Below are 25,958 nucleotides of genomic sequence, written 5' to 3' on the forward strand. Positions count from 1 at the left end.
GTTGCGTAACGGCGTAAGATCCGATAGCCAATCAGACCCCAGCGGCGCGGAGCTATTTCAAGGCAATTGCAGCTCCTGCCATTCGGCCGAGGGGCAAGGTAGCAAGGACGGCTACTATCCGAGTCTGTTCTCGAATTCGGCCACCGGTGCCAGGAACGCGACGAACCTCGTTGCGACCATCCTGTACGGTGTGAAATCGCACGACATCGGAAGGACAGGCCTTTATGCCGGGCTTCGGCGGTCGTCCGACCGACGCCAATCCACTCAGTGATCGCAACATCGCGACGTTGAGTAACTTCGTGCTCACGCACTATGGATCAGCCGACACTACCATTACCGAACAACAGGTCGCCGAAGCGCGCCAAGGCGGGCCCTCCTCCCCGCTGCTTGCACTTGCTCGCGGGAGCACGTCCATCGTGGCGGCCATTGCATTCCTGGGTGTCGCCTTTCTCCTCGTCCGGAGACGAAAACTGCGCCGAGTTGATGGCGAGTCGCCTGTTCAGGAACCCGGCTACCATCTTCGGAGAAAAATGTGATGGGACGCTTGCTTTCAGTCAACGTGGGTCTGCCGTGCGATACGACTTGGCAAGGGAGAACGGTGCATACCGGCATTTGGAAGACGCAGGTCAAAGGTCCACGGATGGTGCGCCGCCTCAACATCGAGGGCGACGGACAAGGAGATTTGGCAGGCCACGGCGGCGAACACCGCGCTGTATTGGTCTATCAGCTCGATTCTTATCGATACTGGCAGAATCAACTGAGCCGATCCGATTTCGCTTACGGCCAGTTCGGCGAGAACTTCACAGTTGATGGCCTGTCGGACGCGGAGGTGTGTATCGGAGACCGTTACCGGATCGGCAAAGCCTTGTTCGAGGTGACGCAGCCGCGGGTCACCTGCTACCGGCTGGGCATTCGGATGAACGAGCCTGACATGGCTGCGCTGCTGGTCAAGCACGGAAGACCCGGTTTCTATTTGCGTGTGCTGGAGGAAGGTGAGGTCGAGACCGGCGACGAGATCACGCTTGTCACCACCGGGCCCGAACGCATGAGCGTGTCCGAGGTCGATGCCCTGCTGTACATGCCCGGTCACCCCCGCGATCAACTGAGCGCGCGCTGCGCATTCCGGCGATGAGCGCCGGATGGCGCAAATCCTTCGAGGCGCTGCTGAACCAGGACCGTAAGGATGGTGCACCTTCGGGAAATGCCGGTCTCACCGCCGCGCCCAGCCGGGCGCCGGCATGGCAAGGATTCCGGCCGCTGCGCGTGTCGCGTAAGGTGCGGGAGAGCAGCAACGTAACGTCGCTGGTGCTGGAGCCGATCGACAAGCAGCCGATCGCCGCGGCTCTCCCCGGCCAGTTTGTCGTGCTGCGGCTCGGGCCGACACCTGCACCTACCCTGATGCGTAGCTATTCGCTGTCGGGCGAGCCCGGTGCCTCGTTCTTTCGCGTGAGCGTCAAAAGGGAAGCCCATGGCGCGGCCAGCGGCTAGATTGACGACGAGCTGAAGGTTGGCGACATCGTGCAGGCGAGTGCGGCGCGGGGCAGCTTCACACTGCGGTCGGGCAACACGCCTGTTGTTTTGGTGAGTGCCAGCATCGGAGTAACGCCGGTGCTCGCGATGCTTCATGCGTTAGTGGCCGGAGCATCGAAGCGGGATGTCTGTTGGCTGTACGGGGCCCGCAATGGCAGCGAACATCCGTTTGCCAGCGAGACGCGCCAGTTGCTGGGCGCCCTTCCCCGCCATCACAGCCAGATTTGCTACAGTGCGCCCGACCCTGAGGACCGACTCCATATTGATTTCGACGTTCGTGGTCATCTGGATATGCGAGTAATCGAACAACTCAACTTGCCGCGAGATGGTGATTTCTACATCTGCGGACCGACCGGGTTCATGAGCGACCTGTCCGCTGGGCTTGCGTCCTTCGGCGTCGCCAAGGATCGCATCCGCACCGAGATATTCGGCACGGGTCCGTTGATGACGCCAGGTATCGCCGCTTCGCCCCGCCAAACGCCCCATGTGCCGGCGGGACCTCCGGGCTCGGGACCGATGGTTTCCTTCGCGCGTTCCGGTCTCAATGTCCGCTGGGGATCATCGTTCAAGAGCCTGCTCGAGTTGGCCGAAGCTTGCGACGTTCCGGTGCGTTGGTCGTGTCGAACGGGGGTGTGCCACAACTGCGAGACCGGACTGGTAGCTGGAAACGTCAGCTACCAACCCGAACCAATCGATGCAGCGGCTGACGGTAACTTGCTGATTTGCTGCTCACGGCCCGAGGGCAACGTCGTGATCGACTTATGACGGCAGCGGCCTCGCATCAAATGATGGAGAATTCAAATGCGATCAGACATCACGCAGGGGGCCGCTTTCCCGGACTATGAGTTGAGCGACCACACCGGGAAACATCGCAAGCTCTCCGAGCTGCAGGGACAGGATCCGATGGTGGTCGTGCTTGGGCGCGGCGGCTTCTGTCCAAAAGATCGCCGCCAGGCCGAAGGCCTGCTGGAATTACATCGGGAGATGGAGGTTGGCTATTGCCGGCTGGTCACGATCACAACTGATAACATCAGCCAGACAAACGAATATCGTAACGGTGTAGGGGCGCACTGGCCTTTCTCTCCGATCCGCGGCGCATCGTTCAGAAGGATCTCGATATCGCGGAATACACCGACCCAACCCATGATCCAATGATTCCGCACGTGATCGTGCTGGAGCCGAATCTCATCATTCACAAGATCTACAACGGCTACTGGTTCTTTGGGCGTCCCACGACGGAGGAACTTCGCCAGGATCTCCGCGCTGTAACCAGGAAATGCCGTGCGGACTGGGACATTACAGCACCCGAGTTTAGAGCTCCGTGGCAGCAGGGGCGCAAAGAGCTCTTCTATCCGTACGGCAAAGGCTATCTTCAAACTCTCGGAAATCAGGATTAGCAGCAGACGCGGAAGGAGCCGCTATGGGTGAGAGCAACCTTGAGCTTGGAGATCAAAGATGTGGCCAATATCCCGCAGAAAGGCAATCGCAGCGATCCAGACCTGAGGCGCTTAAGTCCCTCGAGGTGCAAGGACTGATCACGATTAGCACCCTCGGCTGGCCGCTCGCGATCTGATTGGTTGCTGAGTTGGCTGGCGCGCCGCCTGCCTCGCATGGGCAGCGATGCACGTCCCTTCTCGCACTTCCGCTCGATCGCGATGATTCCTGCCTCCGTCCATCCACGGACGAAGTGTAGCCATTCGCCCGGCCTGTCCTGATGGCGATAATGGGGAAGCACGACGGTTTACCGGCACCGTATGCCGGAACGTCGGAAAAAAGGACAACGCACAGAACGTTCGTTCAATCGAGAGTTCAAAGTGCGGGCGAAAGTGACGTTACTGGGGAGAGCTGTGGCGTAGAAATGGCAGAGAGAGTGCGAGTCAAACTCACGATTTTCAATCATTCCGCTCGAACAGCTGAGAATAACCTCGATCGATCCCTCCGGAGGTTCGGTCAGAGTCGGGTTCGATTCCGATCGGCGCGATTGTGGAGTTTGGAACTGCATGGGCGTGCCCCCCTGCGGGAAGCCTGTTTTATTTTTGTCGGCGAATACCGCGCGTCATCCTGCTGGTATTTGTGCTGGTATCGACAGCAATCAACGATAAAAGTGGGTTCAAATTCAAATGGTTATAGCTCCAGGCAATTATCGGCCAGGGGCACCAACTAGGCTGTTCAAGCCCGTTCTCAAGCGTCCGCAACCGTCCGCGCAGTGCTTCAAACCCTTGAAAAATAGGCACTTCTGCATAACCCGGTGTTCGTCACCGTTTGTTCTCATCCAATCCCGGCCGTTCGATCTGTTGGTATTGGGAGAACAGACGTTCACGGCGACTTCCGTTATTCCAAGCTAAGGAATTGAGCAGCTGGCCCGCAAGAGCGACGGCGCGCACGCAAATCCAAAGCAGGATCAGGACTGATGTCGACTGCCGAACTGCCCGACCGAAATTCGGCGGGGACGCGTGGAGCCCGGCCAAGATTTCCGACGTGACCGGCAGCGACCTCTATCTATTCGTCACGCCGGACGTGAGCAGGCCCGGCAGCGCTGCCTCCAAAGTCTGGCGGATGGGCTACCGCTTCCATGGCCGTCAGAAAACCTACTCCTCGGCCCTTACGGCAATGGCCGCGATGGCACATTCTCTCTTGCCGACGCACGGCGCGAGCGCGACAAGGCCAAGGACCAACTCAAAGAAGGCAAAGACCCGACCACCGAGCGTGGTGCTTACCGAGCTTCGCGACGTCCGCTTGTCTAGCTATAACGTTTTTCTTTGCCGTCGTCAGCGTACCAGTCAAACGGCTCGTCAGAGAGATTGACGATGACGTTCTGGATCTGCGTGTATTCCTCAAAGGCGACGACGCCATTCTCGCGCCCGATGCCGCTCATCTTGAAGCCGCCCCAGGGCGAGCAGGGATCGATGCGATGATGGTCGTTGATCCAGACGATGCCACTCTGCAGTTGATGCGCGACGCGATGTGCGCGAGTCACGTCACGGGTCCAAATGGATGTGGCGAGGCCGAATTCGGTGCCATTGGCGATGGCAATCGCTTCCTCCTCGGCGTCGAACGGAATGACGCAGACCACTGGGCCGAAGATTTCCTCTTGGGCGATGCGCATGGTAGGATTCACATGGGTGAAGATGGTCGGCTGGTGATAATAACCGTTCGCAAACTGCGCACCGTCCGGCCGCCTGCCGCCGGCCGCGAGGACAGCCCCCTCCTGCAGACCGATCTTCACATAGTGCTCTGTGAGATCGCGCTGCCTGGCTGAGACCAGCGGCCCCATTTGGGTCGCCATGTCCTGCGGATCGCCGAGCCGGATCGCATTGGTGCGTTTCACCAGCTCCGCCACGACCGCGTCATGCACTGAACGCCGCACGAGCAGACGCGCGCCCTGCACGCAGGTCTGGCCGGTGGCGATGAACGACGCGAACAGCGCTGCGGCGACGCCGCGCTCCACCGGCGTGTCGTCGAACATGATCACCGCGGCCTTGCCGCCAAGCTCGGCGGCCACCTTGGTGAGATTGGCGCCGGCCATGGAGGCCACCATCTTGCCAGTCTCGGTACCGCCGGTGAGATCGATCTTCTTGATACGCTTGCTGGCGGTCAACGCCTTGCCGGCCACGCCGCCGAGACCGGGCACCACGTTGTAGACGCCATCGGGTACGCCGGCTTCCTTGAAGATGTCGCCGAGCAGCAGCGGAGTGATCGGCGCGAGTTCGCTAGGCTTCACCACCATGGTGTTGCCCGCCGCCATGGACGGCGCGATCTTCTTGGTGAGGATCAGCAGCGGATGATTCCAAGGCGTGACATGACCGACAACGCCAAGCGGAACGCGGCGCGTATAGTTCAGGAAGTTGCCGCCGAACGGCGGGACGGTGTCTTGGTACGTGCGCGCCAGCGCTCCGAAATACCGGAACCATTCCGGCAGGCGGCCGAGCTGCGCGCTCATCTCACGGCGGGCGCGGCCAATCTGGTCGATCTCGATGGTGACGAGTTCGGGCAATTTCTTCACCAGCAATTCGCCCGCCCGGTGCATGATGTCGCCGCGCACCGCGCCGGGCGTCGCTGCCCAGACCGAAGCAGCCTGCTCGGCGGCGTCGATGGCGCGGTCGATATCCGTCTCATTGCCTTCGGCGACGTCGGCGAGATGGCTGCGGTTCTTGGGATTCTCGATCCGCATCACACGCCCCGACGAAGCGGACTGAAAGCGGCCGTCAATGTAGAGGCCGTAGGGCTTGCCGTCATTCATCATGTTCTGTCCTCCTGCGCTAGGCGATGCGGAACAGCCGGCTGGCATTGCCGAACAGGATTTTCTCGCGATCGGCATCCGAGAGCTTCGCCTGTCTGACGAGGCCGACCGGATCGTCGTCACCCATGTCGAAAGGATAGTCCGAGCCCATCATCACGCGATCGGCGCCAACCGTGGCGACCAGATTGTCGATCAAGGTCGGCGAGAATACGCAGCTGTCGAACCACAAGCGCTTGAGATAGGTGGACGGGGCGTCCGCCGTGAAGCGGCGTACTTCGGGGCGCACCTTCCAAGCATGATCCATGCGCGCGGCATAGAACGGATAATAGCCTCCACCATGAGCGATCACCACGTCGAGATCAGGATGGCGATCGAGAACGCCGCCCATGATGAAATGGGCGATGGCCAATGTTTCCTCGACCGGCTGACCAACGCTGTTTACCATGAAGAAGTCACCCAGTCGCTGGCCCTGAGAGAAGCCAAGTGGATGGATGAACAGCGGCGCCCGCAGTTTTGCGAGGCGCGCATAGAGCGGGTCGAAGGCGGCGTTGGAAAGTTCGAGATCCTCGACGCGGGTGTCGATCTGGAAGCCGCGCAGGCCGAGCGTATCGACACCATGCACGGCCTCTTCGATGGCCCGCTGCGGGAAGCGCATCGGCAGCGTGCCCATCCCAGCGAAATGTGCGGGATCCTGCGCAACCAGCGCGGCGACGTCCTCGTTTTGCACGCGCGACAGTGCGACCAGCAGGTCCTCGCCGGCCCAGTAATGCTGCTGCGCCGGCGCTGGCGCGACGACCTGGATATCGACGCCCATCTTCGCCATCATCTCGCGGCGCGTGACGATATCGAGCATCAGCCCGGGCAGGATCTTGCCCTGCTCCGCATCGGTCTCGCGACTCGCCGGCGACATGTCGCGGCGATAGGGATTGCTCATCGGATCATATTTGCCGGCCACCAGCGGCTCGACGCGCTTGCTGAAGGCGTGGGTATGCATGTCGATGATGGGCATGAAACGTCTCTTCTAGTTGAGTTCGGCGGCGGCAGGCACGCGGTGGTGCCAGTCGGTGGCGCTCTGATAGGCGTGCGCCGCGCGCAGCATGATTGCTTCGCAGTAGGGACGGCCGACTAACTGGAATGCGATGGGCAAGTCGGCGTTATCGAAGCCGCAGGGCACCGAGGCAGCGGGCAAACCAAGATAATTGATGCCACGAGTGCAATGGGTGAGCCGGCCGATGACGCCTGCCACATCGGCGGGATTGCCTTCGGTGGTCGCGGCAATAGTCGGCACCGGGATGGAGATCGCCGGTAGCAGAGCGAGATCGGCGTCACCGATGCAGGCTGTGATCCACGCTTCGGCAAGTTGCGCGCGGAGCGAGAGCGCTTCCACATAGCGTGTGGCCGGATAGTACAGGCCGGGCTCGATCCGGGCACGGACCTGATCGGCATAATCCTGCGGGCGCTCGATCAGCCATCGGCGATGGATGGTCGCCGCCTCGACGCTCATCACAAGCTGCATCAGCGCATTGATCAGCGTCATGTCGGGTGGCGTCGTTTCGGACACCACGGTGCCGAGCGAAGTCAGAGTCTTGACCGCTTCATCCAACGCAGTCGCGATCTGCGGATGCAGCAATTCGCGATAATAGCCGCCGGGCACGGCGATGCGCAGCCCGGCGATGCCGGTATCGATGCCTTTGAGATAGTCGCGCCCCGCTATCACCGAGAGAATGCTCGCCGCGTCCTTCGCGGTGCGCGTCAGCGGACCAGCGCAATCGAGCGAGGCGGACAGCGGCATAACACCATCGATCGGCACGAGCCCCCAGGTCGGCTTCAACCCGATCAATCCGCACATGGCGCCGGGATGGCGCAACGAACCGCCGGTGTCAGTGCCGAGCGAGGCAGTGACGAGACGCGCCGCCACGGCAACGCCGGAACCCGACGACGATCCACCGGGCACGTGAGCCGGATTCCACGGATTGCGGGCATGGCCGAGAGACTCGTTAAAGCCGGTCGGGCTCATGGCAAATTCTGCGAGTTGCAGGCGGCCGAGATCGAGCGCGCCAGCCGCATCGAGCCGCGCGATGGCCGTCGATGTGACATCGGCTCGGAAATCTGCACGGATCCTGGAGCCGCCGCCAGAAAGATCACCGGCGCGATAGAACAGGTCCTTATGCGCCAGCGGCACGCCGTGCAGCGGCGGCAAGGCGGCGCCGGATGCACGCAGCTTGTCCGCGGCCGCCGCAGCGTCCATCGCGCGTGCGTTGTCGAGACGCACGACTGCATTGAGCTTGTGGCCTATGCTCACAAGGCGGTTGAGGGCAACAGCGGTCGCCTCCACCGACGTCACCTCGCCGTCAGCGATGGCCTTGGCGAGCGCGCTCAGATCGAGCGCAGCAATCTGTGTCACCTGCATCAGGACCTGTCCGCTTGGGCGAGCCACGCCTGATAGGCATAGGGCGAGGTATCGAATGGCATCGCGCGCAGGGCCTCGGTCGCGATCCGCGTATTCACATCTGTGACGAGAGCTGTCGCTCGCGCCGTGCGATTGGCGGCTTCCGGTGCCTGATTCAATTCGACGACCACCTGCCGCAAAAGATCTTCGCTCATGACAACCTCACTGGACGCCGAGGCGTTGGAACAGCACATCGGTCTGATTGTTCAGTTCTTCCGCTGTGCCATGATGCACGACTCGCCCCGTCTCCAGCACATAGACGCGATCGGCAACCGCGAGTGCGCTGTAGAGATTTTGCTCGACCAAGAGGATCGACAGTCCCTCCTTCTTCAGATCGACGATGATGCCTTCGAGATGCTGCACCATCACCGGTGCAAGGCCCTCGGACGGCTCGTCCATCAGGATCAGTTCAGGGTCGATCATCAGTGCGCGGCCGACCGCGAGCATGCCGCGCTCGCCGCCGGAGAGCTGGCCGCCGCGATGATGGCGACGCTCGGCGAGGCGCGGAAATATCCCGAACACGCGATCGAGCGTCCAGCCGTCTTTGGCGCTTGCGCTCTTGAGCATGGTGAGATGTTCGGTGACCGTTAGCGACGGAAACAATCGGCGGCCCTGCGGCACGATGGCGATCTTCTTGCCGGCGATATCGTGCGCGCGCAGACCGAGCAGGCTCTCGCCACGCCAGGTGATGCTGCCCGAGCGCACCTGCGGCGGCACGAGGCCCATGATGCAGCGGATCACCGTGGTCTTACCCATGCCATTGCGGCCGAGCAGCGCCACGATTTCGCCGGGCATTACATCGAGCGAGACGCCGCGCACGACGACCGCATCGCCGTAACCGCTGTACAGATCGCGAATCTCAAGCATGACGCGGCTTCCCGAGGTAGACTTCCTGGACTTTTGCGTTGCGGCGTATGCCTTCCGGCGGCTCCTCTACCAGCACGCGGCCCTCGAACATGCAGGTGACGTGATCGACGAGGCCGAGCGCGAGATCCATGTCGTGCTCGATCAGGATCACCGTGATGGCCGGATCGAGCGAGCGGATGACTTCCGCGATCATCGAGCGCTCCGAGGGCGACAGTCCGGCGGCGGGCTCGTCGAGCAGGAGCATGGTCGGCGTCGTCACCAGCGCGATGGCGATTTCGAGCTGGCGCTGCTCGCCATAGGACATTTCCTTGACGATGACATCCGCGCGCTCGGCAATGCGGGCGGCCTTCAGCGCTGAGCCGATGCGCGCAGCTTCGGCCTCGTCCGGATCGGGCGCGCCAAACAGCGAAAACTTCTTCGGCTTCAATCCACGCAGCGCCAGCATCATGTTGTCCTGCACGCTCAGCGTCGGAAACAGATTCGTGATCTGGAACGTGCGCGAGATGCCGAGCCGGGCTCGCCGATGCGGCGGCAGTTCTGACACGTCATTTCCGTTGAACATGACCTTGCCGGAGGTCGGCGGATGCGCGCCGGCAATGGCGTTGAACAGAGTGGTCTTGCCGGCGCCGTTAGGCCCGATGATGGCTCGGCGCTGGCCGCGTGGCACGGTCAGGCTGACCCCATCGACCGCCTTGAGGGCGTCGAAAGCCACCGTAACATCGCTCAGCGTCAGGATCGGTTCGGACACGGAAAATTCCTGTCAAGCGAGGCGCGGACCCGCCGCGTCTCGGTGTCAGCGTTTCAGATCAGGCCTTCTTGATACCCTGGAAGGTCCGCGAGTAAGGCGGCTGCTTCAGGTACGTCGCCGGATCGTATTTCCAGAACTGCGAGACATTCGGATAGGTCTCGATCGGCACGTTCCAGAACTTGCTGTCGGCGCGCTTGACGACCTTGCGAATATAAACGTCATAGATCGGGTTGCCGTAGTCGTCGAACTTGACGGCCTTGCCGAGCGGCGAGTTGTCGAGTTCGGTTTTCAGCACCGTTTCGATGAAGGTCTCGCGGTCCTCAACCTTGCCGTCGATCTTCTTCAGCGCGGCATCGATCCACATCATGCCGGAATACATCGAGAAGCCGTAGAGCGACGGGATCTTACCGTACTTGGCCTCGTACTCCTTCTCGAACTTCGCAGTGGTCGGCACGTCCGAACCTTCGGCGAAATGCGCGGCTGCGACAATGCCTTCGCATTCCGGGCCTATGGTGCGGATGACCGACTGGTCAGTGCCGTTCATGGCCATCAGCAGCGGCGTCTTCTCCTTCAGGCCGAAAGACGCATATTGCTGAATGAGGCGCGTCGAGTCGGCGCCGGTTTCCATGGCGAAGATGGCATCGACCTTGAGTTCGGCGAGCTGGCCGAGATAGGGGCTGAAGTCGGCAGTGTTCAGCGGATGCCAGAACTGCTGCACGATCGTCCCGCCGCCTTCGGTGAAGACCTGAGCTAGACCGCCGCACTGCTCATGGCCGAAAGTATAATCCTGGCTGATGGTGGCGATCCTCTTGTAGCCCTGCTTCAGGCACCAGTCGCCGAACGGATGGGTAAAGGCGGAAGCCGTATAGCCGGCGACGCGGATCACGTTCTTGATGCGCGCGCGCTGGGTGAGATCGTCGGCGGCGATGATCGGAATGAAGTAAGGAGTGCCGGTGCCCTTGACGTAATTGGCGACGGCAAGGCCGGTATTGGCGAGCAAATTGCCGATCAGCATGTGGCAATTGCCCTGCTCCACCAGACGGCGCGCCTTCTGCAGCGCCGTGTCCGGGTTCGAGGCGTCGTCCTCGATCACGAGTTCAACCTTCCGGCCGCCCATCTCGTTCTTCACCTGATCGAGATAGAACTGCACACCCTCGACCATTTCCTTGCCGCCGGAAGCGACAACGCCGGTCAGTGGCGCCAACAGGCCGATCTTGATCGGCGTGGCCTGCGCTTGCGCGGCGCGCCATGGCGCGGTGCCCGCACCCATTGCAGCCACCGCGGCGGTCGAAGTCTTGAGAAATTGTCTGCGATCCATCTCGAAGCCCTTTCGTGAGAAACCCGAATGAAATGTAAGTGCGGTCTAAGGTGCTTTGGCCTTGCGCGAGAAGATCGCGCGCAGTTTGCCGATGATACCTTCGGGGGCAAAGATCATGATGAGGACGAAAGTGATGCCGAGCACCATCAGCCAGCGCTGAGTATAGGAGCTGACGATGTTCTCCAGCACGATGATCGCCGCCGCGCCGACAAAGGCGCCAAACAGCGTGCCAACACCGCCGGCGATCATCATCAGCACACCCTCCACAGACTGCGCGAGCGCGACGGTCGAGGGACTGACGAAATTGTTGAACATCGCATACAGCGCTCCGGCGATGCCGGCGAAGACGCCGGACACCGAGAAGCCGATGAACAGATGCAGCGGCACATTGTAGCCGAGGCTGCGCATGCGGCTTTCGCTGTCGCGGATACCGCGCAGCGTCAAGCCGAACGGCGAGCACACGAAGCGCCACATGGCGTAAGAGACCACTGCCGCACAGGCCAACACCGCCCAGTAGAACGCGCTCTGACCGACAAGGATCGCCGGACGGACATCGCCGCGCATGCCGTTCTCGCCGCCGGTCACCTGAGTCCAGCGCAGACAGACGCCCCAGATGATCATGCCGAGCGCCAGCGTCAGCAGCAGGAAGTAGACGCCGGAGGTGCGCACCGCGAGCAGCGCGAACACCGCCGCCACCACAGTGGCCGCCGCAATACCGAGCAGCAGCGCCAACCACGGCGACATCTCCGCCTGCGAAGTCATATAGACCACCACATACGTGGAGACGCCGAAGATGGCGCCATGGCCAAGCGAGGTGCGGCCGGCGAAGCCCGCGAGGATATCGATCGACATCGCGAGAATGCCGAAGATCAGGATCTCGGTGGCGAGACCGACCTGATAGCTGGACAATCCCAACGGCAGCAGCGCGGCGACGATCAGGATCGCAGCCGCAGTAGTTGCGCCTCGCGCGGTCATACCGAGAATCCGGGATTTGGATGCGGGCGTCATGTGGCACGTCCGAACAGGCCGAGCGGACGGAATGCCAGCAGCACCGCCATCGGGCCGAAGATCACGAAATAAGCAAGTTCGGGGAACATTACCTGCCCCAGCGTATTCAGCAGGCCCACCAGCAGGCTGCCGACGGCGACGCCGACCAGGCTGCCGCGACCGCCGATGATCACCACAGCAAGACTAAAGGTGAGGATTTCCGCATCTGCCGACGGGTAAAGCGACAGGAAGGCGCCGCCCATCAGACCGGCGAGGCCGGCCAGCGCCGAGCCGAACAGGAAGGTAAACAGGAACACGCGGCGGATATTGACGCCGGAGGCTTCCACCATCTCGGCATCATCGACACCAGCGCGGATCAGCGCGCCGAGCCGCGTGTGATTGAGCAGCACCCACAGGCCGATGAAAACGAGAATGCCCATCACCAGCACGAACAGGCGGTACTTCGGATAGAAGGTCCCGAACACGCGCACACCGCCGCGCAGGAATTCCGGGATCGGGACGGTGAAGCTGTCCCCGCCCCAAATCACCAGCGCGAGATCGTTGAGGAAGAAGGCCACGCCGAGGGTCAGCAGCACCTGCCGCAGCTCGTTGCCGCGCACGAAGCGCAGCAGGCCCTGATCGAGCACGAAGCCGATGGCGGCGATTGCGGCCATGGCGCCGATCCCGCCGACGATGAAGCTGCCGGTCTTCACGGCGATGCTGAAACCGATATAGCCGCCGAACAGATACAGCGCGCCATGGGCGAGATTGACGATGCGCAAAAGGCCGAAGATCAGCGTGAAACCGCTCGCAACCACGAACAGCAGTGCAGCGAAGGTCAGGCCGTTGAGGAGTTGAAAGAGGCTCATGCCCAGTGACTTTGCCCGCCCTATGCCGCCGGCGCTTTCGGCCCGACGTCGAGATACCAAGCGAGAATCTGCTCGCCCGTCATGAAGGCGACGTCCGGCTTCTTCGCGATCGTGTCGAAGATGCGACGAAAATGCTTCAGGCGATGCGGTGCGCCCATGATGTAGGGGTGCACAACCAATGCCATCACGCGGGCGCTATCCGCCGCGTCCTCGTAGATCTGCTCGAACTGATCGATGGCGCGGTCGTAATATTCTGACGCCTTGTGATGCTGGATCAGCATCATGGCGACGTCGTTGCATTCCTGTGTATAGGGCACGTTCACGATGGGCGTGGTCGTCGTCTTTAGCCACACGGGCTGGTCATCCAGCACCCAGTCGCATACATATTCATAGCCTTCCAGCTTCAGCAGATCCGGCGTTTCCCACGTCTCGGTGAGGCCCGGTCCGAGCCAACCACGCGGCCGTTTGCCGGTGACTTTTTCGATCACGTCGGCGGTCTTGCGGATATCCTCGCGCTCGTTCTCCACCTTCTGCATGTTGCGCTGAGTGAAGCCATGGCCCATGAATTCCCAGTTTCGTGCTTTCGCGGCCTCGACGATGGGCAGGTAGGCAGCAATTGCCGAACCGTTGATAGCCAGCGCCGCGGGCAGCTTGTAATCGTCAAACACTTTCAGCATGCGCCAGAAGCCGACGCGGTTGCCGTATTCGTGCCACGCCCAGTTTGGGATGTCCGGTGATGGCGAGCCGCCGGCCGGCGGCGTCAACACGGTGCGCGGCATCGGCAGCTTGGCGTCCCATTCCTCCACATTGACGATGATCCACACCGCCATGCGCTTGCCATTCGGCAGCTTCAACGGTAGCCGGGCGTCGATCGGCGAATAAGAGATACGTTCGGTAGGCAGCATGCTCACACCTCCGGGGCAACGATGGTGATGCCGAGCGAGGGCAGCCCCTCGATGCGTGCATCGATGACATCGCCGGGCATCACGGCGCCGACGCCGGCGGGAGTGCCCGTGTAGATCAGATCTCCCGGCTCCAGCCTCATCTGCTTGGAAAGCTGCGCCACGATTTCCGGCACGCTCCAGATCATCTGGCTGATATCGCCGCGTTGCTTCTCGACGCCGTTGACCGACAGTGTGATGACGCAATTGTTGAAATGCCGCGCGTCGCGCGCCGGCGCGATGACGCCGCAGGGCGCCGATGCGTCAAAGCTCTTGCCCATCTCCCAGGGCAGACGCATGTCGCGCGCCTCGCGCTGGCGATCGCGGCGGGTGAGATCGATGCCGACCGCATAACCCCAGATATGTTCGAGCGCGTCTTCCACCGCGATATTGCGGCCGGGCTCACCGATCGCCAGCACCAGCTCGACCTCGTACTGGAAGTCCTCGGTGAAAGGCGGATACGGCACGCGCGAGCCATCTGGCACCACGCTGTCACGCGGCTTCTGAAAGAAGAAAGGCGGATCGCGTTCGTCGGCCTCCTTCATCTCGCGGATATGGTCGAGATAGTTGCGGCCGACGCAATAGACGCGGCGCACCGGAAAGAAACCGCCGCCGACGACCGGCACGCCGATCGCCGGGACCGGCGGCAATACCTGCTGACCTGCCACGCTCACTTGGTCACCTGCGTGTTGTACCAGTCGAGGATCTCGGCGCCGTTCATATGTACGACGCCTTCGAACTGGTTCACGTAGTCGTACACCTGTTCGAGATATTTGATGCGGAACGGCTGGCCGGAAATGTAGGGATGGATCGCGATCGACATGATCTTTGGCCGATCAGCGCTTTCGATATATAGGCGATCGAACTGATCCTTGGCGCGGTTGAAGAACTGGGTCGCCTCGTGATGCTGCACCATCATCATCGGAATGTCGTTTATCTCGACCGTGTAAGGCAGCGTGGTGAGCGGTCCCTTGTCGGTGCGGATTACCGTGGGTTCGTCGTCATAGACCCAGTCGCCGATATATTTTACGCCAGCCTCGGCAAGATATTCCGGCGTCTCCAGCGTCTGCGTCAGGCCCGGTCCGAGCCACCCCACCGGGCGCTTGCCGGTGAATCTCTCGATCACGTCCATCGAGTGATGAATCATCGCCTTCTGATCGGCCTCCTTGTGGATCGGCCCCTGCTCATAAGCGTGGCCCATGAATTCCCATCCGAGATCCTTGGCTTCCCGCGCGACGCGCTCATAGTCCTCACAGACACGGGCATTGATCGACAGCGTCGGCTTGATGCCGAGCTTCTTGTACAGATCGAAGAAGCGCCAGGCACCGACACGCATGCCGTATTCATGCCAACTCCAGTTCGGCACGTCAGGGAGCAGCGGCAGGCCGGTCGGCGCCGGGAGCACCTGCCGCGCCATCGGCTTGGAAATGTCCCAGACCTCAAAATTGACGATAGTCCAGAAGATCAGGCGGGCATTGCCTGGCAGCTTCAGCTTGGGGCGATCGACAATGGCAGAAAAATCAGAGCGCTCACGCGGCTGCATGGGACTGGTCATAGCTGGATGCCCTTGGAAGGTGAGAAATTGAAACGGATCATGCGACGCCGCTGCCGGCCTTGAGGCCGTCGAGCTCCATGACAGCATCGGTATCCATCACGAAGCCGAACGCGGTGCGGATACAGGCGAGGCCGGCGGCATGCAGCTCGGGGCCGTCCATGCTGTCCACGCAGTCCTCGACCACGATCACCGAATAATCGCGCACGTTGGCGGCCGTCGTCGTCGCCAGAACGCAGGAATTGGTGTTCACGCCGGTGATCAGCAGCGTGTTGACGCCATGTGAGCGCAGCACAAAATCGAGATCGGTGCCGAGGAAGCAATCGTAGCGCTTCTTGGTGTCGATAATGAAATCCTTGGCGTCGAGCAGCTCCGGCATCACGGTGCACCCGGGACCGCCGATGATATTGTGCCGCATCACGTTCTTGCGCGTCGCCTTGGGATCCTCGGCGCGCGTGCGCCAGAACGGATTGGCGCGGATCTCAGCCTCGTCGCGATAGGAGGTGAGCTGATGTACGACCAGAATGCCGTTGGCGCGGCACCAATCGAACAACCGCTTATTCGCAGCAATGACGCGGTCCGCTACTTCCTGCGTGGTCGGCATGGTCGCGACCGTCAGGTCGAGATGACCGCGATGAAGGTCGATGGCAACAACCGCAGCCTTGATATGATCGACACCGAGATTCATGCTCACACCAGCGGATTAAACGAGGTTTTCAGCAGCTCGCGCTGATCGATGCCGAACTTGTCGGCGAGCCAGTCGGCAAGGACCTCCTGCCCGATGGTCGGATTGTCGTGCTGGCAATGCTCGGCTCCGGTTTCCTCCGGTTCAAGCACGCGCAAGGTCGCATTCACGCCATTGGCGATAGCGTGATTATAGGTGGCCCGCGCCGCCGTCACCGTCAGCACGTCGTGACCACCATGCAGCACGAGATATGCGCACTTCATGTGCTTGAGATGCCCGTTCAACGTAAAGGGCTTCATCAGTTCGTGGGCTTCCGTCATGGTCTTGGCGCCAAATACCCAGCGGATATGCATCGCCAGGCCGAAATCGTCACCCTTCTGGCCCCACATGTCATGCACGGACCACACCGCGCCATGGGAGATCACAGCCGCGAGGCGATGCTCGTAACAGCCGGCGCGCGCTGCGTAGTAGCCGCCCATGCTGGAACCGCAGACGGCAATGCGCGACGGATCGACATCGCTTCGCTGCTCCAGCCAATCGATGCACTTGCCGACCGGCACTTCCGTATCGGCGCGCGTGGGAAGGCCGTGACGGCGCAGCGTGCCGCCCTGTCCGGGCAAATCGACCATCAGCACCGAGATGCCTCGCTGCAGACAGCCATGGGCCTGCATGAACCACATCTCATCCTTGATGGAATCGAGACCGCCCATGCAGATCAGCACCGGCAGCCTGTCGCCGGGAAATGGTGCGCGGATGAAGTAGCCGCAGATCGGCTTGCCCGGCTCATAGGGGATATCGACGACCTCGCCGGGTGGATTTAGATAGGAAATGAACTTGTGCGAACAGGCTTCCATCTTCTCGAAGGTCGGAAGCCGACGCTGGTCGATCGGCTCCAGATGGAATTCGGCTTGCCGGTAGTAATCGGCAGCACGGAGAAAGCAGTTCATGGCGGTGCGGATGTGGCCAAGTCTCTCCTCGGCCAGACCGCGTTGCCAGTTGGCATCGGCGATCACCATCCATTCCTTGTGCCAGCTCTCGAGATCGCCGGGGATCATCCGAGATCCCGCCAGCATCACCTCGGAGACGCTGCCGCCACCTTCCTGGGTCTCACCGAGACCGCGGCGGAATTGATAAGCGAGCCAGGGGTGTTCCGGCCAATGATGCCATCCGAACGGCTCATAATGCGGAGAACGGTCCGCAGTGATCTCCTCGATGGCATTTTCGCCGATCGCCCTCCCAGAACCCATGAGATGTGCCGTTCATTTTGGTCATTTCCGATGGCGCATCATCGCGCGTCACAAATCGGAGTCAACAAGAATTACATACACTTTTTAGGCCTGGTCAACATTTTTGCAGACTGCCTCCCAAAAATGCGCGAATTTCGTGCAAAATATCCCCTGAATCTGTAGGATGAACTACTGGAATTGACATTCTACAGCAAAAGTGTGTACAGTTGCCGTGATGCAGGAAATCGAGACGTCTGATCAGACAGACCTCAAAACAGCCGAAGCCGCGAGTATCCGCGCAGGCAACCGCGCGCTCTCGGTTATGGAGCGGATCCGCAACTTCATCCTGGATGGCACCGTCAGCGCCGGCGAGCGCATGAATGAGGTCCGGCTCAGCAAGACCCTTGATGTGTCGCGCACGCCGGTGCGCGCGGCCCTGCAGGCGCTGGCCGGCGAAGGCCTGCTTGATTACGCACCCAATCGCGGCTTCACCGTCCGGGAATTCCCTCTCAACGTCATCGTGGACGCCTATGAGATCCGCGCGTCGCTGGAGGGACTTGCAGCACGTTTTGCGGCCGAACGAGGCCTCAGCGACAGCGAGCGCGAAGTGATCGAGAAAAGTCTCGTTGCGGGCGATGAGTTGCTGTCACGCGGAGAATTTGCGGACGGCGACCTTCTCATCTATCGCGGCATCAATGGCGACTTTCACGACACGTTGCTGGCCGCTGCGCGCAATCGCATGCTCAGCGAGATGATCCGGATTTGCCATCACGTCCCGATGTCGTCGAGCCGCAACATCGTCGCTTTCGAACATCGTGATGTGCGCAGGCGACACGATGATCACCACCGCATTTACGAAGCCATCATGGCGCGCGAACCGTGGCGTGCAGAGGCAATCATGCGCGAGCACGTTTCCGGCGTGCGCGCTTCTCTTCTCAAGTCATTGAAGGGCAGGGTTTAATAGCGCGAGCGAGCGAACGAACCATCGCGAAGAATTGCGATGCCGGCTCAGCGAACGCCCGCAACGATCACGCGCGCTCCCGCATCGGCGAGACGCTTGCACTGCTCCTCGGATGCGCCGACATCAGTCACCAGCGTCCAGCGCGGCGGCAGCGGCGCCCAGGCCATCTGTTCGGCGCGGCCGAGCTTGCTGGCGTCGGCGAGAACGATGACTTCCTTCGACTGCTGCATCATCAGCGACTTCAGTGCGACCTGTTCGAGATCCGCTTCGCACAGGCCACGGCCATTCACCACGCCGTCGGCGCTCATGACGGCGCGGTCCGCGGTCATGCGCCGCAGCGCCTCATTGGCGAGCGGCCCCATGGTGCTCATGCTGGTGGTGCGCAGCGCGCCGCCCAGCACCACAAGCTCTATGGTCGGAGCCTTGGCGAAGAAGGGCAGCAGCGCAAGATTGTTGGTGATGATGCGCAGCCGCCGCTGCTGCAGCAGCCGGCCGAAGGCTGCGACCGTCGAGCCGGCATCGAGAATCAGCGTGTCGCCATCCTCGATCAGATCGATCGCCGCGCGCGCGATCGCCTGCTTCTGTTTGCCCTGGACCGCGAGGCGCTGCTCGAGCGTCGTCTCGTTCGCGTGGGCGGTGAGAATAGCGCCGCCATAGGTGCGGCGCACGGCATTGTTCTTGGAAAGATGCTGCAGGTCGCGCCGCACGGTGGAAGCGGAGACGTCGAAGCGCCTCGCGAGATCGTCGACATCGATCTCTCCCGCGTTCAGTGCTTCCAACAGACGAGCGTGACGCTCCTTGCTGCGCATCGACATCGAACCTCAGCCCCCGGATTCATTGCCGTCAGCCGAGCTCGACCGTATCGGCTTCGCGGCACGGTCGATGGATACCACGATACACCGGCCGCGCAATGTCAGCGGTTAACGCGCATCTCGCTCCTCATCCTAAGGGAGTCCGCGCAGCCCCCTCAAGCCGCGTTCTTCGGCGCGAGATCGACCGCCTGCCGGAGCGCCTCGATCAGGCTGCGCTCGTCGGCGATGCCTTTGCCCGCGATGTCGAAGGCGGTCCCGTGATCGACCGAAGTGCGGATCACCGGCAGACCAACCGTGATGTTCACACCGGCTTCCAGCCCCAGCACCTTGATGGGTCCATGGCCCTGATCGTGATACATCGCGACCACCATGTCGAAGTCGCCGCGGCCGGCCAGGAAGAACAGCGTGTCGGCAGGCAGGGGGCCGCGCACGTCCCAGCCCTTGCGCTGACAGGCTTGCACGGCCGGCGCGATCTTCGCGGCTTCCTCGCCGCGGCCGAACAACCCGTTCTCGCCGGCATGCGGATTGATGGCGCAGACGCCGATTTTCGGATTGGCGACGCCGGCGCGCACCAGCACGTCATGTCCGCGTGCGATGACACGCTCGACGAGGCCGGGCTCGATCTTCTCGATCGCATCGAGCAGGCCGATATGCGTGGTCACGTGAATGACGCGGAGTTTCGGCGACACCAGCATCATCGATACTTCCGGCGTGCCGGTCAGATGCGCCAGGAGCTCGGTATGGCCGGGATATTTGTGGCCGGCCGCATGCAGCGCTTCCTTGGAAAGCGGCGCGGTGCAGATGCCCTGCGCGAGCCCCGCCTGCACCACCTGCACGGCTTTCTCGATATAGCGATAGGCCGCCTCACCTGCCGTCGCCGACACCTTGCCGAACGGCAGATCGTCCGGCACCAGCTTCAGGTCAACGCACTGCACGGCCTTCGACGCAAAATTCGCCTGCTTCGCGTCGCTCAACGCATCGACCTCAAGCGACACGCCGACGATCTGACCGGCCTTGCGCAGTCGGTTGGCGTCGCCGATCACCAGCGCATTGCAGATCGCCTGCACCTGCGGCTGCGCCAGCGCCTTCATGATCACCTCGGGCCCGATACCGGCCGGATCTCCCATGGTGATCGCAATGGTCGGACGAGTCATGTGAAACTTCCTCTGGTTCGGACGGCGCGAAGCCGCTCGCTGATGCGGATGAGGCTGTTCTCGTCACCGAATGCGCCCGCTTTGGTGGCGATCGGAACAGACAATCGGCCAAGAGTAAGGCCGAGCGACACGCCCGGCTCGATTTCGTCGGCAAGACGGATGCCGTTGACGCCGAAGCGCGACAGCATCGCCGCGGCGGTTTCGCCGCCGGTCGCAGCGAAGGCGCCGATCGCGGGTGCGACGGCCTCAAGAGCGTCGGCGAGCCCCTTGGCGAGCTGCGGGCCGAGCGACATGTCGGGATCATCATCCATCATGATCTCAACCAGTGTATCGCTGCCGCCGGCAAGTCGTTTCATCACGTCCGCGGCGAGCGCCGCCCGGCCGGCACCATCGTTGAGCAGCCTCTCCGGCGCGACCGGGAAATGCGCCACGGTGCCGGTCGCCTCCAGCTCGCGCGCGGCGACGCGAGATGCGCCGGCGAGCGAGCCCACCACGATCAGGGTGCCGGATGCGCTCGTCGGAATGCGCAGCGGCTCGACGGCATGGCTGACTTCGAGGCCGGCCAGCGCGTGCGCGAGGCCGGCGCTGCCGATGAAGAAGGTTGCGGGCGATGCATGCAGGCTCGCCTCCGCGATCAAATGCAGATCGTGTTCAGTCTCGGCGTCGCAGGCCGCGACCACGTCGCCCTCCCGGGCGAGCCTCGCGAACGTGGCTTTGAGATCGCCACCGCGCACGGCAGCGAGCTTGACCTTCTCACCGCGAACGCCAGCGGTTCCGAGAACGTCGACAAGATCGGCATTCGGGTAGGTGTGGTCGCGGTGCCAGACCTCGGCCTCCTCGAGGGGGCGGCCTTTGACCAGGATACACCCGTCGATGATGGCGCGGCCGGTGGCCGGAAAGGCCGGCGCGAGCACGCCGAAGGCCGGACCCGACCGTGACCTGAGATGCGCAAGCACGGCGGCAGTCTCCGCTGCAGGTTGCCCCCGCAGCGTCGAGTCAATCTTCTTGAAAAGAATACGTCCGCCTTTGCACAGGTGCGCCAGCACATCGGCATGGCGGGCTGCAGCGGCCCCGGCCGAAAGGCCTCGACTCGCGGCATCGTAGGCCAGGACGGGCAGTTGGTTGCCCGACGCGTCGGTCATCTCACCCCACGTCACCGCAGCCGTACGCCCCCTTCTGCCGAAGGCGATCGCACAGTCCGCGGCACCGGTGAGATCGTCAGCGACGATCAGCCAGCTTTGGCTTGACGCGTTTTCTTGACTCGAACCGTTATCCACTTCGCCGGAAAACGCTGCTTTAGGGGCCATCTTCAGCGACCTGCTTCAGTGACTTTGCCTCAGTGACTTGCCTCAGTGACAACCGAGCGCGCCGCGGGGGTCATCTTGCCGGCAGAAGCCACGTTGTTCTCTTCTGCAGGCTCCTCGACGTCGCGGCCAACAACGCGGGCTGTCCAGGCGGTGACGATGGGCACGAGGATTGCGGTAACCACGACGCACGCCGCGACGAGGATAGTCGCAGGCCGCGCCGCGTCCGCATAGGCTGGATTCGCCGCGGCGACAATCGCCGGGACGGCCGCCGCATTACCGGCCGTCGAGGCCGCAGCAACACCCGCGACACCATTCCCGCCCGTGATGCGATCGGCGAGGAACAGCGGGATGCCGGTCACAACCACCACGGCCACTCCCATGCCGAGGCCGAGCAGGCCGGCCTGCCAGACCTTCGACAGATCGAGGCCGGCGCCGAGCGCGAAGGCGAAGAACGGGATCATCACAGGCACCGCGCGGCTCAGGAAGTCGCGCATCTCTCTGTCGAGATTGCCGATGATCATACCCACCACCAGAGGCAGGATAGCGCCCACGAGGGTCTGCCATGGAAATGCCGAGAGGCCGGCGACGCCCAAAGTGATCATGGTGAGGAAAGGACCGCTCTCGAGCGACATGACGGTATAGGCGCCGACGTCACGCGGACGTCCATATTGGCCCATCAACGCCATATAGAGACCGCCATTGGTGTCGTTCATCGCGGCGACGATCGCGAGCGTCGAGACACCCGCGAACATGCCAGCTGCGACCGGCGTCTCTCCCAAAATGCTGCCGAAGATCAGGCCGAGGACAACGGCCACGCCAACCTTCACGATCAGCAGGGTGCCGCCCTTCTTCACAATGTAGGGGGTCGCGCGGAAGTCGATGCTCGCGCCCATGCAAACATAGAACACCGCGAGAATCGTCAGCGCGCCAGAGAACAGTGCGCCGGTGAAGGAGCCAAAAAACTTCGGGGTATCGGGAAAGAAGGTGGCAATAAGCGCCCCGACCAACAGAGGGACTACCATCATCCCGCCAGGCACGCTCTCGATCGCCCGCTTAATTGGAACCTGCATTTTCTGTTGTCCTCCCGCGCATCGCGCACTTCGATCATTCTGCGCGTTCCGCTATAAGACGAGCAGGGCAGGTAACTTCGCCGTTTATGCTCATATCACGCAGACTTCAAGACCTGTATTGCGCATTTTGAGCAAAACCGACCCGATCATTCGCTCCGTCGGATGCGATTGATTTTGCTCGCGGGAGAATGCCAGGCAACTGAGTCTCGGCCGGGCCCTCGCCTGCAGGCGGGACACCGCCCCGGCCCAGCGGAACGTCGGCTTGTAAGCCGTCGCGCTCGCAACGATCTAAAATTAGAAACGACAAGCGATGTTTGAAAACGTTCGTTGGGCCAACTGCATGGGTCTGCTTTGGGTCAAACGGTGTCAGACCAAGAGACCGAAATCACTAAATAGAGCCCAGTTGAGCCCAAATCTGCGGATGGCTTTGCCAACAAATTTGAACCGATGACCTTCAGGTTATGAGCCTGACTATTTCCGAAGCGCTATTCGGCACGTTGGCCCGCGCGCCAGCCCATTTCCCAGAAGTCTGCCTCGAGACGAGTAGCTTCCTTGAAGATCGCAATCAGCTCTGCCTCGCGGGCCGGGGTGGCGTAGAGATCAGCGAGACGCTCCAAGTGCGCCCCCGCTTTCGCCGCGACCTCTTGGTATGGCGCGCCGGCGTACTCGGCAATCCAGCCGCGATAGGGGTTCGTCGCAGCGTCCGCATCGGGTTGTGCAGCTAGGCGCTTCGCGATCTCCGCGTACCCGATCACGCAAGGGGCTAGCGCTACCTTGAGCGCCAGCAGATCGCCGCGCATTCCGGCATCCAGCACGTAGCGAGTATAGGCTAGCATCTCGGCGGCCGGAGGAGTCTGTTCAAGGTCGCTTGGGGACAGACCCCAACCGGCACAGAGCGTCACATGAAGGTTCATCTCGACATCAAGGATGGCCGAAAGACCGGCCGCTGCTTCACGCATGTCGGCAAGCTTGGGCGATTTGTAGACCGAGAGCGCGTAGGCGCGCGCGAACTCGATGAGGAACAAGTAATCCTGGACAAGATAATAACGAAACGCCGCTTCGGCGAGCGAGCCGTCTGCCAGTCCGTTCGTGAATGGATGCTCGGTGTAAGCGCGCCACTCAGCAGATGCCTCTGTCTTTAGACGCTCCCAGAAACTCACGTTATGTTCCGTTTGGCTTGCATGAACCGCTTTTGATTACTTTCCCATAGCCTGCGTCGTGACGCTGACCTTGGCCGGCCGCGGCGATCTGCCGGCCCGCTGCCGCATGGAGGTCTCTTGCCGTCGATCGCTGAGCCTGAGTGCGTTCTCACGTTATCACCTGCAGAACGCAACGTCCTGGTCCAAGATTCGACGACAGACAATCCGCACCAGTTTCGCGCTAGTAACAACCCGCGCAATGCGCCGCGAACGTGGTCGAATTCGACGAAAAGGGCAGGAAACTTAGCAGCGGCGACGATTCTCCCACCAATGCCGACGGCAGACGCGATCAGTTTGCCTTCGTCTTCACATATCGGCCCGGCGCGGATTCGCCCGAAGGATACTGGTTGCTGCCGAGCTGCGTGCGGGCGGGCACCCGGTCCTCAGCCCACGGCTGGAGCCAGGCGATCCAGTCATTCCACCAGCTGCCCGGCTTCTCGTTCGCGCCGGCGAGCCACGCCGCAGGGTCGTCGCAGCGCTGGTCCGACAGCCAGTAGCTGCGCTTGTTCTTGGAGGCGGGATTGATCACGCCGGCAATGTGCCCGCTGGCGCCGAGCACGAAGCGGGTCTCGCCGCTGAACAGGCCCGTGGTGCGATAGGCCGACCGCCACGGCACGATGTGATCTTCCATTGTGGCCAGCACATAGGCCGGCAGGTCGACCCGCCCGAGATCGACCGGAGTGCCGCACATCGTCAGCCGGTTCGGCTCGCGAAGATTGTTCTCCAGGTACATGTTCCTGATGTACCAGCAATACATCGGCCCCGGCAGGTTGGTGACGTCGGCGTTCCAGAACAGCAGATCGAACCGCTCCGGTGGCTTTCCCTTCAGATAGTTGTCGATCACGTTCGGCCAGATCAGCTCCTTGGAACGCAGGGTCTGGAACACGAAGCCAAGCTCCGAGCCGCGGTAGATGCCGCCATTGCCGATCGTGAGCTCACGCTGCCGGGTGCCCTCTTCGTCCACGAACACGCCGAGATCGCCCGGCTCGCGGAAGTCGAGCATCGTGGTCAGCAATGTCACGCTGGCGACCTGCTCGTCGCCGCGTGTCCGCAGGATCGCCAGCGCCGACGACAGGATAGTCCCGCCGACGCACCAGCCGACGACGTTGATCTTGTCGGCGCCCGCGATCGACCGGGCAATCTCGATGGCGCGCATGGCGCCGTGCTCGACGTAATCGTCCCAGCCGAAGTGTCCGCACGAGGCATCGGGATTGCGCCAGGACACCATGAACACGGTCAGGCCATGCTCGACCGCGAAGCGGACAAATGAATTGGCCGGCTGCAGGTCGAGAATGTAGAACTTGTTGATACAGGGCGGCACGATCAGCAGCGGCCGGGCCGTCACCTGCTCGGTCGCCGGTGCATACTGAATGAGTTGAAACAGCTCGTTTTCGAACACCACCGCGCCCTTCGACGTGGCGACATCCTTGCCGACCTCGAACGCCTGCTCGTCCGTGATGGTCAGGCTGCCTCGGCCCAGATCGGCCATCAGATTGTCGAGGCCTGCCTTCAGGCTCTGACCTTCGCTATCCGTCGCCAGCTTGATGACGTCAGGGTTGGAGGCGATGAAATTGGTCGGGCTCATCGCCTCGACCAGCTGGCGGGTGAAGAAGCGCAGGCGATGCTTTTCCTTCTCGTCGAGCTCGAGCGCCTCGACGAAATCGACGCAATAGCGCGAGTTCAGGAGATAGCATTGCTTAAGCAGGCTATAGGCGGCGTTGTCGCGCCATTCCGTGGCGTTGAACCTGCGATCGCCGCGCGCAGGCTCGATGCCGCCGTCGCTCTGCACGCCGGCTGCAGATTTCATCACGTGCTCGGTGAGCTGGTACAGGCGCATCAGGTGGCCCGCCTGCAATTCGGCGAGGCGGCCCGACGCGTTCAGGGCTGCGCCGAGGTCCGCCCCGTCACCATCGGCCTTGGGTGCCCACCCGAGCGATCGCCACAGGCTTTCCCCCGCCTTCATGAAGCCCTCGACAAACTCGTCAGGCATGTTGAATGGCCGATTCATGACGTCCCCTCGCAAGATTGATGAGTTCGTTTGCT

Annotated in this window: 24 protein-coding genes and 2 pseudogenes; 6 read left to right on the top strand and 20 right to left on the bottom strand. The window is 62.1% G+C overall.

Annotated elements, in window-relative coordinates; genetic code table 11:
• Nucleotide 1: 1 nt before the first annotated feature.
• The 5 genes and pseudogenes from CI41S_RS45405 to CI41S_RS45175 all read left to right on the top strand — a co-directional run bounded on the left by CI41S_RS45405 (nt 2) and on the right by CI41S_RS45175 (nt 4,274).
• A complete protein-coding gene (locus CI41S_RS45405; protein WP_139480481.1) occupies nt 2–271 on the top strand; it encodes a c-type cytochrome in 270 nt (89 codons plus the stop codon).
• Nucleotides 225–536 carry a hypothetical protein gene (locus tag CI41S_RS24050; RefSeq protein ID WP_139861840.1) on the top strand — a complete coding sequence of 104 codons (312 nt, stop codon included), beginning with the start codon at nt 225–227 and terminating at the stop codon, nt 534–536. Before CI41S_RS45405 ends, CI41S_RS24050 begins: the two co-directional genes overlap by 47 nt.
• Nucleotides 536–2,295: pseudogene (locus CI41S_RS24055) on the top strand (MOSC domain-containing protein). The gene CI41S_RS24050 and the pseudogene CI41S_RS24055 overlap by 1 nt, the downstream one beginning before the upstream one ends.
• 36 nt (nt 2,296–2,331) lie before the next feature.
• A pseudogene (locus tag CI41S_RS24060) lies at nt 2,332–2,927 on the top strand (redoxin domain-containing protein).
• Nucleotides 2,928–3,983: 1,056 nt separating this feature from the next.
• The gene (locus CI41S_RS45175) at nt 3,984–4,274 is read left to right on the top strand and encodes an integrase arm-type DNA-binding domain-containing protein (protein WP_347339264.1); all 291 of its coding nucleotides are present in this window, start codon (nt 3,984–3,986) and stop codon (nt 4,272–4,274) included.
• On the opposite strand, the gene CI41S_RS24070 is transcribed toward CI41S_RS45175, so the two are convergent.
• Genes CI41S_RS24070 through CI41S_RS24135 form a run of 14 tightly spaced genes read right to left on the bottom strand, consistent with a single transcriptional unit; the run spans nt 4,271 to nt 17,433 of the window.
• Nucleotides 4,271–5,770 (bottom strand): aldehyde dehydrogenase, encoded by a 1,500-nt coding sequence (locus CI41S_RS24070; protein ID WP_172628160.1) that lies wholly within the window; start codon nt 5,768–5,770, stop codon nt 4,271–4,273. The genes CI41S_RS45175 and CI41S_RS24070 overlap by 4 nt on opposite strands.
• A 19-nt stretch (nt 5,771–5,789) precedes the next feature.
• Nucleotides 5,790–6,779, bottom strand: a complete 990-nt coding sequence (locus CI41S_RS24075) for an amidohydrolase family protein (RefSeq protein WP_139861842.1) — start codon at nt 6,777–6,779, stop codon at nt 5,790–5,792.
• Nucleotides 6,780–6,791: 12 nt separating this feature from the next.
• Nucleotides 6,792–8,180, bottom strand: a complete 1,389-nt coding sequence (locus tag CI41S_RS24080) for an amidase (RefSeq protein ID WP_139861843.1) — start codon at nt 8,178–8,180, stop codon at nt 6,792–6,794.
• Nucleotides 8,180–8,374 carry a hypothetical protein gene (locus tag CI41S_RS24085; RefSeq protein ID WP_139861844.1) on the bottom strand — a complete coding sequence of 65 codons (195 nt, stop codon included), beginning with the start codon at nt 8,372–8,374 and terminating at the stop codon, nt 8,180–8,182. Before CI41S_RS24085 ends, CI41S_RS24080 begins: the two co-directional genes overlap by 1 nt.
• Nucleotides 8,375–8,381: 7 nt before the next feature.
• On the bottom strand, nt 8,382–9,086 hold the full coding sequence (locus tag CI41S_RS24090) for an ABC transporter ATP-binding protein (protein WP_139480476.1): 705 nt from the start codon (nt 9,084–9,086) through the stop codon (nt 8,382–8,384).
• Complete coding sequence (locus CI41S_RS24095) at nt 9,079–9,834, bottom strand: ABC transporter ATP-binding protein (RefSeq protein WP_139480475.1); 756 nt, start codon at nt 9,832–9,834, stop codon at nt 9,079–9,081. Before CI41S_RS24095 ends, CI41S_RS24090 begins: the two co-directional genes overlap by 8 nt.
• Nucleotides 9,835–9,892: 58 nt before the next feature.
• Entirely contained in the window at nt 9,893–11,152 is a 1,260-nt protein-coding gene (locus CI41S_RS24100) for an ABC transporter substrate-binding protein (protein ID WP_139861845.1), read from the bottom strand.
• 45 nt (nt 11,153–11,197) lie between these two features.
• A complete protein-coding gene (locus tag CI41S_RS24105) occupies nt 11,198–12,127 on the bottom strand; it encodes a branched-chain amino acid ABC transporter permease (RefSeq protein ID WP_172628161.1) in 930 nt (309 codons plus the stop codon).
• A gap of 29 nt (nt 12,128–12,156) precedes the next feature.
• Complete coding sequence (locus CI41S_RS24110) at nt 12,157–13,008, bottom strand: branched-chain amino acid ABC transporter permease (RefSeq protein ID WP_139480473.1); 852 nt, start codon at nt 13,006–13,008, stop codon at nt 12,157–12,159.
• Between the two features lie 20 nt (nt 13,009–13,028).
• The gene (locus CI41S_RS24115; RefSeq protein ID WP_139861847.1) at nt 13,029–13,913 is read right to left on the bottom strand and encodes a polysaccharide deacetylase family protein; all 885 of its coding nucleotides are present in this window, start codon (nt 13,911–13,913) and stop codon (nt 13,029–13,031) included.
• Between the two features lie 2 nt (nt 13,914–13,915).
• Complete coding sequence (locus CI41S_RS24120) at nt 13,916–14,623, bottom strand: fumarylacetoacetate hydrolase family protein (RefSeq protein ID WP_139480471.1); 708 nt, start codon at nt 14,621–14,623, stop codon at nt 13,916–13,918.
• Nucleotides 14,620–15,504 carry a polysaccharide deacetylase family protein gene (locus CI41S_RS24125; protein WP_244626675.1) on the bottom strand — a complete coding sequence of 295 codons (885 nt, stop codon included), beginning with the start codon at nt 15,502–15,504 and terminating at the stop codon, nt 14,620–14,622. Before CI41S_RS24125 ends, CI41S_RS24120 begins: the two co-directional genes overlap by 4 nt.
• Nucleotides 15,505–15,541: 37 nt before the next feature.
• Nucleotides 15,542–16,189, bottom strand: coding sequence for a cysteine hydrolase family protein (locus CI41S_RS24130; protein ID WP_139861848.1), 648 nt, complete (start codon nt 16,187–16,189; stop codon nt 15,542–15,544).
• A gap of 2 nt (nt 16,190–16,191) precedes the next feature.
• Complete coding sequence (locus CI41S_RS24135) at nt 16,192–17,433, bottom strand: alpha/beta hydrolase family protein (RefSeq protein ID WP_139861849.1); 1,242 nt, start codon at nt 17,431–17,433, stop codon at nt 16,192–16,194.
• Nucleotides 17,434–17,647: 214 nt separating this feature from the next.
• Between CI41S_RS24135 and CI41S_RS24140 the strand changes: the two genes are divergently transcribed.
• The gene (locus CI41S_RS24140; RefSeq protein ID WP_139861850.1) at nt 17,648–18,373 is read left to right on the top strand and encodes a GntR family transcriptional regulator; all 726 of its coding nucleotides are present in this window, start codon (nt 17,648–17,650) and stop codon (nt 18,371–18,373) included.
• Between the two features lie 47 nt (nt 18,374–18,420).
• On the opposite strand, the gene CI41S_RS24145 is transcribed toward CI41S_RS24140, so the two are convergent.
• The 6 genes from CI41S_RS24145 to CI41S_RS24170 all read right to left on the bottom strand — a co-directional run bounded on the left by CI41S_RS24145 (nt 18,421) and on the right by CI41S_RS24170 (nt 25,923).
• A complete protein-coding gene (locus CI41S_RS24145) occupies nt 18,421–19,188 on the bottom strand; it encodes a DeoR/GlpR family DNA-binding transcription regulator (RefSeq protein WP_139861851.1) in 768 nt (255 codons plus the stop codon).
• 152 nt (nt 19,189–19,340) lie between these two features.
• Nucleotides 19,341–20,339, bottom strand: coding sequence for a 4-hydroxythreonine-4-phosphate dehydrogenase PdxA (gene pdxA / locus CI41S_RS24150; protein ID WP_139480466.1), 999 nt, complete (start codon nt 20,337–20,339; stop codon nt 19,341–19,343).
• Entirely contained in the window at nt 20,336–21,646 is a 1,311-nt protein-coding gene (locus tag CI41S_RS24155; RefSeq protein ID WP_139861852.1) for a four-carbon acid sugar kinase family protein, read from the bottom strand. Before CI41S_RS24155 ends, pdxA begins: the two co-directional genes overlap by 4 nt.
• 29 nt (nt 21,647–21,675) lie before the next feature.
• Nucleotides 21,676–22,716, bottom strand: a complete 1,041-nt coding sequence (locus tag CI41S_RS24160) for a 2-keto-3-deoxygluconate permease (RefSeq protein ID WP_139861853.1) — start codon at nt 22,714–22,716, stop codon at nt 21,676–21,678.
• Nucleotides 22,717–23,201: 485 nt separating this feature from the next.
• Nucleotides 23,202–23,876 (bottom strand): thiaminase II, encoded by a 675-nt coding sequence (gene tenA / locus CI41S_RS24165; protein WP_139861854.1) that lies wholly within the window; start codon nt 23,874–23,876, stop codon nt 23,202–23,204.
• A gap of 328 nt (nt 23,877–24,204) precedes the next feature.
• A complete protein-coding gene (locus CI41S_RS24170) occupies nt 24,205–25,923 on the bottom strand; it encodes a PHA/PHB synthase family protein (RefSeq protein ID WP_139861855.1) in 1,719 nt (572 codons plus the stop codon).
• Between the last annotated feature and the right edge of the window lie 35 nt (nt 25,924–25,958).

Source organism: Bradyrhizobium ivorense (assembly GCF_900696085.1).
In the GTDB taxonomy this organism is placed as follows: domain Bacteria; phylum Pseudomonadota; class Alphaproteobacteria; order Rhizobiales; family Xanthobacteraceae; genus Bradyrhizobium; species Bradyrhizobium ivorense.